Source organism: Dehalococcoidia bacterium, from assembly GCA_028711995.1.
GTDB lineage: Bacteria > Chloroflexota > Dehalococcoidia > SZUA-161 > SpSt-899 > JAQTRE01.
In genome coordinates, this window is the sequence record JAQTRE010000094.1 from 1 (window position 1) to 10,981 (window position 10,981).

A 10,981-nucleotide genomic window follows, 5' to 3' on the forward strand; every position below is an offset into this window, starting at 1 on the left:
CAACGGAGAGATCATGGCCGGATAAATCACTTCTCCGCCGCTGGGCAGGATGGCCAGTTCTGCGGGAATATCCGGTTGTTTCGAGGAAGGGGTTTCGTTCTCGTCAAATTCCATCGCTTGTTCTCCCGCCATGAACGATTCTGATATAGGATTTGGTGGAGATTCTGCTCTTGCTCTTGGGCACGGTAATTTCCAGCATACCGCAACGATACTGGGCTCTGGCCTGTTCCACCTCAACCGCCAGAGGCAGGCGGATCACTCGCTCAAAGGGCCCGCTGATGATCTCCATCTGGTGATAAGATCGATTGGTACCGGCGCCGGGATTTGCCCTCTCGCCCTGGATTACAAAAGTAGTGCGGTCCCCGATGATCTTCAGGCTCTCTTCCTCGATGCCGGCCAGATCGACCACGATCACGATGTGTTCGGACGTTTCATAGACATCGACCGCCGGCTCCCAGGCCCTTTTGGCAAAATGAATCATGGGGGGCTTGGCTCCGGCATAATGATCCATGAGGCGTTCCATCTCTCTCTGGATGGTGCCGATATCGGTTATCCAGTCAGTGCGATATATGGCCATCATCTTCTCCTACGCTGCGGACCAGGCGGAAACAGTGATCTCCAACAGGGTGCTGAAAAAGTCTGACGCAACCCCCGATCTCGGCCGAGGCAATCTCCCCAGCCCCAACTCGTTGGAGGGAACTTTATGCGGGCGTATAATGATACGCCCCTACAGGGACACCCCCGGGAAGGAAGAATCCTTCACCTCTTTTTCAACAACCTGCTAGGCCTTGCCCGTAGAGATTCTGTGTTGTGGAGAGATTATACCTTTCGGAGTCAGTTCCTGTCCACCCTTGGATCAGCTCATTGCAGCGTGTTAGATTAATCTGCCCCCTCAGGCCCATGGAAGAAAGCATCCTGAACTATTTGATCTAAGACTCCTCGGCTGTGGAGTACACTGAAAGCAGAGAATCTGGTTTCAGTCACCGGTTTTGGGGCAAATCCATGAATTGACTTCATTTATGGATTGAACTATACTTCTTTTGCCCCCTTGAATAATAGCCTCTCTCAAGGGCCCGTAGCTCAGCGGCAGAGCGGACGGCTCATAACCGTTTGGTCGTTGGTTCGAATCCAGCCGGGCCCACCATTTTTTGAAGCTGATTTTCTCACTTTTTCCTCCATGTTATTTTTTTGTTATGTTGTCTGTTTGGCATTTTGCTTAACACTTTTGAAGCTAATTAGCTTCGGATTTTTTGCTTAACTTTGCTTAACACCTATTGATTCTCACCCCCTTGCTTTCGTTTCGGTTTCCTGCCTCCACCTGGTTTCCTCTTCCGCTTGTAGTCCAGTTCAGTGACCATCCAATCACGTCCAAACTTCTTACCCTTAAGTTCGCCATTTATGAGCAGGCGTCTTACATGGCTTTCATCAATACCTAGGTGTGTGGCTGCTTCTTTGGTCGTGTACATCAATCACCTGACCTGAGCTTATTATACACGCTATCAGGTATTAACTCAAGGTATTTTCACTGCTATGTATGGTTGATATTAGATGCTAGAGCAGAAATGAGGTTCTAGAATATCAGCCTATAAAAATAGCACTCGTCTCACGGCAGCACGATAAGCTGAATAAGCTGTGCGAACGGACTCCGTTAAATCAAGAAGTTCGGCATAACACTCATCACTCTGCCTAGGGCGGCAGTTTGGAGGATTGAACCTAAATACAGTATCATCTTGGCTGCCTACAGCTCCAATATCAGGTTTGAAAAAGGATGAAAGAAAGCGGATCAACTTTGAAAATGGCCTAACTAGGCTCTCGCATAAACCAGTAAGCTCACTATCAACATATTTGTTCTTTTCAAGTTGGAATAATTCTTTGAATTCTGTCAGCTTTCCTAGTGTAGCACCACTATAAATAGTCTTAAGCTCTAGGGTATCTAAGAATGCCTGAATTTCCTCTTCATTTATAATCGTGTCGGATTTATTGAATATCTCGTTGTCGTGAAGTGTGGCATCCGAAGCTATTGGCAGTACCAGTTTACCTTTTAAGTCTGGTCTCTGCTCTTCAACAAAGCTTTGAATTTCTGGTAGCTCCTTGGTAAGTTGTTGCGCCACCTCAACAGGCATTGATAATAGCTCGTTTCTTATTGACCTAATCGTATCCCTGTGAACTGGTATATCTGGATACTTGTCTTTGTTCAGTTGAAGGTGACGCAGTATATGTGTATCCGTGTCGCCCAAAGACCAGCGATGCCAAACGACTTTTTTAATCTCCCAAGATGTATTGGTTGTTGCCCAACCAGGCTTTTGTTTTCGCATCGCCACTTTTACCTTAGTAAGATTCTACAAAACTTCGTCATTTATTCGTCATTTTTTGGTACATGGAAATCCTACCTAATCGTAACATTAGAATGGCTTGATTATAGCCAAACAAATCGCTAGAGACAACCAAGTTATGAATAAAATGGGATAGGAGGTTTTGATAATGGAAACTAATAACTCATCAATGAAGGGAGAGGAAGCAGGGACTCCTTTTGGGGAAATCATATCAGAGTATGTGGGAGCAGTGATCGGTGCTTGTGGACTAGATATTAATCAAGCCAAAACCGTTGTCTACTATGCGGTGGTGACGCATGCGATGGAGAAGTCGGACATAATGCCCGTCATGGTGATCATGGGGCCTCAAGGGACAGGCAAAAGCTCCCTAATAGAAATGATACAAAAATTTACATGTAGAGTTTATCTTATTAACGGAAGAATTAGTTATGCGGAACTTAGGGATTCACTAAAGCCCAATACTACAGCCTTAATTGAAGAGGCTGATAGGATTAATGAGAACCTGATCTTGGGACGTTATTCAAGACGCACATCGGCCACAAGTGTTAAGCGGGGCGGTGCAGCTATTGGGTATAAAAGTGAGGGCCTAGACTTATTTGGGGCCACGGTATTACACAGGAGAGTGCCCTTCAAGGATGCAGCTTTGGACAGTAGAAGCATAATAATCATGACTCGATATAAGCCAGGCACTTATTCCATGCCGGAAATAGATGGCCAGAAGTTGAAGGAAATTGCAGAGCATGTGGAATGGGACAAGGGGATCGGATTACCATCAGGGCGAATTAAGGACACCTGGGAGCCACTGATGAGAGTTGCGTGGGCTTGTGTTGACGGAGAATGGATCATCTACGCCTATGAGAAGATAACAGAAGGAGAAAAGAACTTGACCTCAGGGCAGGGATATGAACCCGTGCCAGCAGTCATTATGACGTTGAACGGGATGTTCTACCAAGATGGCATCCAGCTGTTCTCAAAGGTGCAGATTGCAGAGGTTAGGGGCAATCTCAAGGAGCATTATGGTGTCAAGCTGAATAACCGTCAAATTGAACAGATATGCCGGATTAAAGGGTTCAATGTGACCAATACCCACGGCTACCCTACAGTACACTGTGACGATGCGCTACTTGACCAGCTCATGAATGAAATTGATCGTGCTGAGTGAGTTTTTGGGTGATTTTGAATGTATATTATATATTTAATCTCACCCATTTTGTCACCCGTGACTAATGCAACTAGTCGCAATTATAAGCATTTCTAGTCATCTTGGGTGGTGTAATCCCACCTTGCCGGGATGATTGTGAGTGTCGGGATTGCAGATTTCCAGATACGCACTGCCGACATTTTAGAGACAACCCTGACCAAATGAAAAACATTAACTGCTGAGATGATTGATTGTGAAGCTGAGTCGAGTTGAATGTTGCACGGTGAGTATTGATGATAGCAACAGCGTTGGGGGTGGAATTGATTACCTTATCCAGGTATGGCTGGGTGGCTCAAACACTGCCAGTCAATGAAGGAACATCCCATTTTGGACAGATAGGGGCATCATTCATGGTGTCTCCCCTTTGGTGCCAAAATTGCTAGTGAATACCATCAGAGTAAATTGTGGTTTCCACCATTGAAACCTAACAACTAGAGTCACCATAATTAGATTAGATCACACTGAAAGGTGAATCAAATGAAGATAACCCAAGTTAGGGAGGGTTTGCTATACATTGTATTCAGACTGATTCTTATAGGTCTGATTGTGGGGTGTTTTGCGTTGGGTGGGTGGTTGTGCGATAACAATCCTGCAGAAACCCGATACGAGCGATATCAAAATGAAGGGGGAGCATAGTGACAACCCATATTGGTGACTTGAGCACGTTCTACCAATAGATTTCAACGCCAGATACGACTCCCACTGGTTCCCACAAGTATCCTCTTAGCGTTTCCCACTGCTCGTCTATTTGTGCCTCTTCTGACCGTAATCTTGCTTCCCATGCTTCGGCTGTTTGGGAGTCTTGGCTGTTGAGGCAAGCTCTGTGATCAAATGAGATGGATGGGCAGCGGTCGTGTTTCTTCAGAAACGTGTTGAATTCCTCGACATCAGCATTGTACCTATCCAGACGGGCAGTGAGTTCCGAAAGTCTCTCCAGACCTCTCTCATAAGCCTGATATGTGAAGTCTCCACCAGTGCTTTCTGGAGAGACAAAACCCAATCGCCGACCCACCTGCAAATATGCCACTTTGTCGTGAGTAGGAGGCCCTTCCATTGGTGTTTCATCGGGAAAAAGTATTGATGACAGTGATGGACTTGAGTTCACCAAATCATCAAACAAACCCTTACCCGTAACATCTATATACACTAACCCTTTGTCTGTCGTGTTAAAAGCATTTAAGGCGTGAGGCTCAATTGACTGGAATTCTACAGCAACAACGGCGCACCTAATACCATGTGCCTCAGCATTGTTGTGTAGTTGCTCAGCGAAGTCACCACACGTGTAAAAAGGATCATAATAGGAATGTTCATCAGTTGTGTCATTGGCTAGAAAAGTCTTGAGTTGCTGCCATGTTGGGTTTTTTGCCTGTTTGTTGTTGTCAAGATCAATAGCCCCACCGCTTGCCTTCCGATACGGAACATCTTCAGCATACTGATTTGCGGCGAACGCCCCGATGACTATGATGACAATTATGATTACAAGACAACCGCATCCTCCACCATGTCTTTTTCGGGGTGGATCGATCATATCCGACATCGTATTCCCCTTGAGGTCCACTGACAAGAATCCCTGACAGTGGCCTTGTGATTGCATTCCCGATCCTCAAACGTGGTTGTCATCTGACTAGACATACCTCTACCTCCAAGATGAATGCTGCCAAGAATAGGTAAACAAAAGAGATCACCATCCCGCAATGAGAAATTCGTCATGCCTAACCCGAGCTACCCAAAGAGTTGGTGAAGGTGGCCACTCGCCTCATACGTTGTGTACCACTCCTAACACCTCTCATGAGGAAATACTCAAGCATGAATATCCGCAAGCTGACTCAGCCAATCAGCATTTCCCCGAAAAAATTAAATTCTGCGACTGGCTATAGAAACATCCACATTATCTCGTAAATTATTGACCCGTACCCCCAAGAAGGGAAGGCAACCGTTGATGGCCACCTTCCCCCCAGGAGCTTCAGGATCGTCACCGTGAGGAGTTATCAGGCTTACTGACTCAATGGTGCTTTGTAGTGCTTCAGGCTATCGTGAAAGGTGACTGACCTCGTATAGCGTTGTACCATTTCCAGTGATTCCCATCTGCCAAGGTCTTTGATTGTCATCACGTCTACCCCTGCTTTTCTCAAAAGGCAGGCGAATGTCCTTCGGAAGGTGTGAGGGTTGCATGTCAAGCCAGTCTTCCGCTCCAATCGGTTGAGCATCGAAACGATTCCCCAGCGATTGAGTCCCCATATCGTGCTACCATTGGAATTGTACTCAGCTAGCCATGCTCGCAGATACTTCTCTGACATCTCACCAAATGGGGCATAGGCTTCTTTGCTGCCCTTGCCAAGGGTTCGGATGGTACGATTCCCCCAATTGATGTCCGTTTGCCTGATGTTGGTCAATTCAACAAGCCTCAAGCCTGATTCTGTAAATAGGGAGATGATAGCCTTGTCTCGAACTGAATTACACTCGCATATTAGTTGCTGGACTTGTTCTGCTGTAAGACTGGGCAAGATGAGGAATGGTCTCTTAGGAGCATCCACCCATGTTACTGGATTATCCTCTGATTTGAATAGCAGACCCGAACGTGGACTATACAACCAATTATAGAAGGCTCGCAGGTTCTTAAAGTAGCCGTATTTACCTCCGAGAGAACAGTTGAGAGATCGCAAGTATCGATTTATCTGTTCTGTGGTTGGAGATAAGCCAAGTGAGTATAGGGCTTTAGATAGTGTCTGCTGATAGTCTCTGATGGTATGAGGAGAAATTCCTTGCCTTCGAGATTTCAGAAATTGCTGAAGTGCCGTATCAATGGCCCTTTGCTTCTTTTTATGTGTGTCAGGTTGAAGCTTCAGAAGAGCTACTAGAAGCTTTTCGCTAGGTTCTCGTTTTCCGTTCTTTACTTGGGAAATGTATGACTTGCTTAACCCTGAGGTTTTTGCAATCGTGGAAGTTGGCGTTTTGTTAAGCAATTTGAGCGCATCGGGACGGCTCATAACCGTTTGGTCGTTGGTTCGAATCCAGCCGGGCCCACCATTTCAAGCACCGCTCAACGGCAGTGCGCTCCAAATCCGGGCAATCATCCACCCAGCCCTGCTGAGACGGGCATAATGCCGAGGCAACCCGTGACAGCTCACACGATAGAGTAGTCGGGGATCATGATGGCGCGCCCAGGGGACATTCTCAGAGGCCTTTGGCCGATGCCGCGCCGTCATCAGGTGACGGGTGATCTCCGTTCCCCTGATCGAACTGATAGTGAACGGCGAAGGCAATCAACTCGGATCGATTTCTCAGGCGCAGTTTTTCCATGATACGGCCGAAATAGGTCCGAACGGTGCTTTCTCCGATGAACAGACGCGCTGCAATCTCGGTATTGGTCAGTCCGGTACTCAAAAGCCTTAATACCTGCAGTTCCCTGCTGCTGAGGGCGGCATGTCCGTTGGTTTTGCGGTAGCCGGAGAGGATTCGGCCGGACAGGTGAGGCGAGTAGGCTATCTTGCCCTCAGCAACCTGCTGCACCGCCTCAACGATCTCATCGACAGCGGCGCTCTTGGAGATATAGCTCTGCCCCAAGTCTCAGCGCACTGAAGAGGTGGTCATCGCGTTCCGAGATGCTGAGCATGATGACCTTGGTGGTCGGGAATCTTTCCTTGATGATCGCCAGGGCATCGAGTCCGGTGCAGTTGGGCATCAGGATATCCATGATAACAACGTCGGGATGCAAAGCAGTCACCTTCTCGATGGCATCTCTCCCATCGACAGCTTCATGGACAACAGTGATAAAGGGCTGATCCTTCAGGACGTTCGCCAGGCCCAGCCGCGATATGGCGTGGTCGTCACAGATCAGCACGTGTATGGATTTGGGCTCAGGGGTCATGATATTCCATCCCCGGGGAGTTGTCGCATTAGCTTCAGTACCGTAACCGGTCAGGTAGATTATATCAGCTTTCATAATCCCACAGTACCACGCATACGTAAAAACAAGAGCCTACGGCACGTAAACCCGGGTCTACGTTTGGTAAACAATTCGTAAATGGCGCTTACCTGGCATGCGGTGGGTTCAGCCGCTGGCAGAGATGTGCATTCTCATCCGGGAAAGTAGAGGTGGCATCGACTTGCTGTGCGGTGGACCCCCGGTTGGACGCTATTTGCGGCGGTTGACCATTCGTTCCGGGATGATTACCGTAAAAGTGCTTCCCTCACCCGGCTGCGACTCCACGGTGATGGCGCCCCCCATCCGGGCCACTGCCTTCTTGACAATGGCCAAACCCATCCCCACCCCGTCCCCATAAACCCCGGGCGCAAGCTGCCTCATCGGGCGGAAGATATCCTGCCGGCTTCCGGACGGAATGCCGATGCCGTTATCGGCAACGCTGAAGACATAACGATTTCTGCTTCGCCTGGCCCAGTCCAGCCTGACACGCTTGGGACAGGAGGTGTTAAACTTGAGCGCATTATCGATCAGATTCTTCAATACCTGGCCCAAAAGAACAGGATCGACCTCGATGATCGGCCATTGATCCGGCATAACCCACTCCACTTCTCCATCCGGCTGGACAACCGCCAGCACATCCCGAACCAGCTTGCCCATATCCACCCGCCGCACCCGGAGGCTCCTGTTGCCGAGTCGGGCCAGCTCCAGCATCTCCTGCGCCATGATCTCCCCCATGTCAATCGCCCGGTCGATGGTATCAAGATGCAAACCGGGACTGCCATCCGGCGGCATTTTCGCCAGGTCTTTCCGCAGCTGGTGGGTGTAGAGCCGAATGGCACGGAGCGGGGCGCACATATCGTGAGAGACCACTTCCGCATATTGCGAGAGTTCTTTGTTGGCCTGCTCCAACTGGATGGAATGCTGTTTCAACTGATCCTGCAGTCGCCGGCAATCGCTGATATCCCGTATCGTGGCCAGGAACATTGCCGCAGTGTCGCCGGCACCGGGCACGGAGACGGCATCGACCCACAAAACACGCTGACGGCCTTCCGGCGTGGTAGCCAAAAACTCCCGGGTCACGCACATGGCTCCAGCCTGGAGTTGCCGGAGCATATCCGCTGCTCTTCGGACATAGGCTGGCGCGTACGTCATCGCCACTGCATCCGTAGAAGGCTTGCCGATATAGTCCTCTCTCTTCTTGCCGGTCATCCCTATAAGCGCCTGATTCACATCGACAATCACCCCTTCCCTGTCCACCACGATCATGCCGTCAGGAGTGCTTTCAATCAGCCCTCGAGCATAGGTCTGGGCTGTATGGAGCGCTCCCATCATGACTTCCAGGTCCCGATTTCGGGCCTCCAACCGTCGATTGGCTTCGGCCAGTTTCTGCTCCATCTCCCTGCGGGCGGTGACATCCCGCACATTGATAACGGCACCCAGCACCTCCTCTCCGTCCCGAACCAGCGCGAGGCCGGATTCAAGAAGACGACGGCTTCCATCGCTGTGCATACCTTCAAATAGCTTCGGAGAGATACACCCGCCCTGCTCCATCACCTGCCGGTACCACTCACCCACCGGCTGGCCGCTTTCCAGCGAGGCGGCATCGATGAAGCCTAGCCTGGTTCCGATCACCTCTTCACGGGTCTTTCCCAGAGGACTGGGCTTATCATAGTTGTTGGCATCGATGCAGTTGCCTTCCTTATCGTAATAGGCGACGTATTCGTCCACATTGGCAAAAATGGCCTGCAGCCTGGCTTCGCTTTCCCGCAGGGACTGCTCGGCAGCCAGCCGCTGCGTCACATCCCGGACAACGACCATATACAAGCGTGCTTTTCCCTCTTCAATAATCGGCGCACTTTTCAGCTCCCCCCAACGATGACTCCCGTCCTTGTGGACAAGCTCGTACCAATGGGGATAGATCGCCTCGCCGGCGCGGAAGGCTGCAAAGTTGAGCTGCAACTGCTTAACTGATTGTGCCGTCAGTATCCCCAATTCCGCCATTGTTTTGCCGATAATTTCATGCGGAGCATAACCAACCATCCGCTCGGCGGAAGGGGAGACATCGAGAACGCGCATCTCCCCATCGAAACTGACCAGGACATCTGCGATATTCTCGAAGTGACGGCGGTATCTCTGCTCACTGGTTCGGAGCGCCTGCACCAGGCGGGCTTGGCCCAGGGCCAGTTCGACGGCCACGCCCAGTTCCCGATCTTCGAAAGGCTTCGAAACATAGGCGTGAGGATGGGCCTGGATCGCCCGCTTCAGGGTGGCCGTATCTGAGAACGCGGTGATGAAGATAACAGGAACATGCCATCGATCGCGAAGATGCCCCGCCAGGGCGATGCCGTCCATATCTCCGCGCAGCCGTATGCCGGTCAGCACCAGATCCGGCGATGCCTCGCCGGCACACCGGAGAGCATCCTCACCGGTATGGCAAACCGCCGGAACCTCATAGCCCATCCTCTGAAGACGGTTCCGCAGGTCCTGGGCGACGATGGCTTCATATTCAACCACCAGGATGCGACAGGATGTCATATCATTCCTTCTACCAAACCACGCACAAGCATGCACACAATCATGTCATCCCGGATTAAGTCCGGGATCCATTCCCGGCCCATTCACTCCGGATTCCCGATCGGACAGACTGTGTCGTAATACGAATGCGATCCTTCTTTATGATGTCTTTGCGAGCTTTAGCGAAGCAATCTCCGCGTGAATATGGAGATCGCCACGTCGTTCTTCAAAGGAAAAACGCCTCGCGATGACATTGTGAGACAGTCTGCGGAGTCGGGAATGACATAATCATGGGGTTTTCTCCGGCATACCGCTCCCGGCGGTATCTCTCTTCCATTGACGACTGAAGCCTGCCCGGGTCCTTCGAGTTAAATCTGCCGGTGAGCCTGCATGCTTACGTCCGAACACCATTATAGCCCCAGGCAAGGCTGCAAACAAGCTGCCGATCAGGCCATTTGCCGTTACTTTGAACCTGCGCTACAGCTTTTCAGCCTCATCGTGACACGATTTCGCGACACAAAAATAGACACTTTGATGACAGAAAATAGGCGCTGGAGCGACAGACAGATGGTCCTCAGGGTGGTACTATTGGGCCATTGACACCATAAACAAAAGATAAATGATCATCCGGCCCGGTCCGGGTCAATCCGCCGGAAAGATCATCCGAAGACATAAACAAAAAATAAACGTCCCAGTTCAAACCGGAGGGGGAACCATAAACAAACTATAAACAACGTGATCAGTTACGCTTTTCGCTGTGCCGGGGGCTGCCAATGAAAATAAGCCGGTCGATCCAGGGCGAGACACTTGCTCAATAGCGAGGGCCAAGCGATGAGTGAGAAGCATTTTAAAGGACCTGAAAATCCAACAACCCAAATAACACAAAGTGGGTATGCACTTTACTCAACCGGCCACAAAATGTAGTATGTAGGCATGGAAGAGTCTGTTCATCCTGTTTCTGGCATTGATTATCCCGGGACATTCCAGGAATTTGACCGATGGTTTACC

At 50.0% G+C, this 10,981-nt stretch carries 9 protein-coding genes and 1 tRNA gene; 2 read left to right on the forward strand and 8 right to left on the reverse strand.

Annotated features, from left to right (window positions below; all coding sequences use genetic code 11):
* Positions 1-103 precede the first annotated feature (103 nt).
* Positions 104-580, reverse strand: a complete 477-nt coding sequence (locus PHV74_11640; protein MDD5095014.1) for an Hsp20/alpha crystallin family protein — start codon at positions 578-580, stop codon at positions 104-106.
* Positions 581-1,069: 489 nt separating this feature from the next.
* Between PHV74_11640 and PHV74_11645 the strand changes: the two genes are divergently transcribed.
* Positions 1,070-1,144: transfer RNA gene (locus PHV74_11645), tRNA-Ile, on the forward strand.
* Positions 1,145-1,271: 127 nt separating this feature from the next.
* Here PHV74_11645 and PHV74_11650 read toward each other — a convergent pair.
* Positions 1,272-1,466 (reverse strand): helix-turn-helix domain-containing protein, encoded by a 195-nt coding sequence (locus tag PHV74_11650; GenBank protein ID MDD5095015.1) that lies wholly within the window; start codon positions 1,464-1,466, stop codon positions 1,272-1,274.
* A gap of 117 nt (positions 1,467-1,583) precedes the next feature.
* A complete protein-coding gene (locus PHV74_11655; protein MDD5095016.1) occupies positions 1,584-2,315 on the reverse strand; it encodes a hypothetical protein in 732 nt (243 codons plus the stop codon).
* A gap of 166 nt (positions 2,316-2,481) precedes the next feature.
* Between PHV74_11655 and PHV74_11660 the strand changes: the two genes are divergently transcribed.
* Positions 2,482-3,495 (forward strand): hypothetical protein, encoded by a 1,014-nt coding sequence (locus PHV74_11660; protein ID MDD5095017.1) that lies wholly within the window; start codon positions 2,482-2,484, stop codon positions 3,493-3,495.
* 706 nt (positions 3,496-4,201) lie between these two features.
* Here the strand turns inward: PHV74_11660 and PHV74_11665 are convergent.
* The 5 genes from PHV74_11665 to PHV74_11685 all read right to left on the reverse strand — a co-directional run bounded on the left by PHV74_11665 (position 4,202) and on the right by PHV74_11685 (position 9,994).
* The gene (locus PHV74_11665) at positions 4,202-5,071 is read right to left on the reverse strand and encodes a hypothetical protein (GenBank protein MDD5095018.1); all 870 of its coding nucleotides are present in this window, start codon (positions 5,069-5,071) and stop codon (positions 4,202-4,204) included.
* A gap of 457 nt (positions 5,072-5,528) precedes the next feature.
* Positions 5,529-6,521, reverse strand: a complete 993-nt coding sequence (locus PHV74_11670; GenBank protein ID MDD5095019.1) for a tyrosine-type recombinase/integrase — start codon at positions 6,519-6,521, stop codon at positions 5,529-5,531.
* A 187-nt stretch (positions 6,522-6,708) separates the two neighbouring features.
* A complete protein-coding gene (locus tag PHV74_11675) occupies positions 6,709-7,098 on the reverse strand; it encodes a response regulator transcription factor (protein ID MDD5095020.1) in 390 nt (129 codons plus the stop codon).
* Positions 7,058-7,477 carry a response regulator transcription factor gene (locus tag PHV74_11680; protein MDD5095021.1) on the reverse strand — a complete coding sequence of 140 codons (420 nt, stop codon included), beginning with the start codon at positions 7,475-7,477 and terminating at the stop codon, positions 7,058-7,060. The genes PHV74_11675 and PHV74_11680 overlap by 41 nt, the downstream gene beginning before the upstream one ends.
* Before the next feature lie 192 nt (positions 7,478-7,669).
* A complete protein-coding gene (locus PHV74_11685) occupies positions 7,670-9,994 on the reverse strand; it encodes a PAS domain S-box protein (protein MDD5095022.1) in 2,325 nt (774 codons plus the stop codon).
* Between the last annotated feature and the right edge of the window lie 987 nt (positions 9,995-10,981).

Coding starts and splice junctions, on each gene's coding strand:
- PHV74_11685 (MDD5095022.1), bottom strand. CDS start 9,994: ATGACATCCTGTCGCATCCTGGTGGTTGAATATGAAGCCATCGTCGCC.
- PHV74_11650 (MDD5095015.1), bottom strand. CDS start 1,466: ATGTACACGACCAAAGAAGCAGCCACACACCTAGGTATTGATGAAAGC.
- PHV74_11665 (MDD5095018.1), bottom strand. CDS start 5,071: ATGTCGGATATGATCGATCCACCCCGAAAAAGACATGGTGGAGGATGC.
- PHV74_11655 (MDD5095016.1), bottom strand. CDS start 2,315: ATGCGAAAACAAAAGCCTGGTTGGGCAACAACCAATACATCTTGGGAG.
- PHV74_11640 (MDD5095014.1), bottom strand. CDS start 580: ATGATGGCCATATATCGCACTGACTGGATAACCGATATCGGCACCATC.
- PHV74_11670 (MDD5095019.1), bottom strand. CDS start 6,521: ATGAGCCGTCCCGATGCGCTCAAATTGCTTAACAAAACGCCAACTTCC.
- PHV74_11680 (MDD5095021.1), bottom strand. CDS start 7,477: ATGAAAGCTGATATAATCTACCTGACCGGTTACGGTACTGAAGCTAAT.
- PHV74_11660 (MDD5095017.1), top strand. CDS start 2,482: ATGGAAACTAATAACTCATCAATGAAGGGAGAGGAAGCAGGGACTCCT.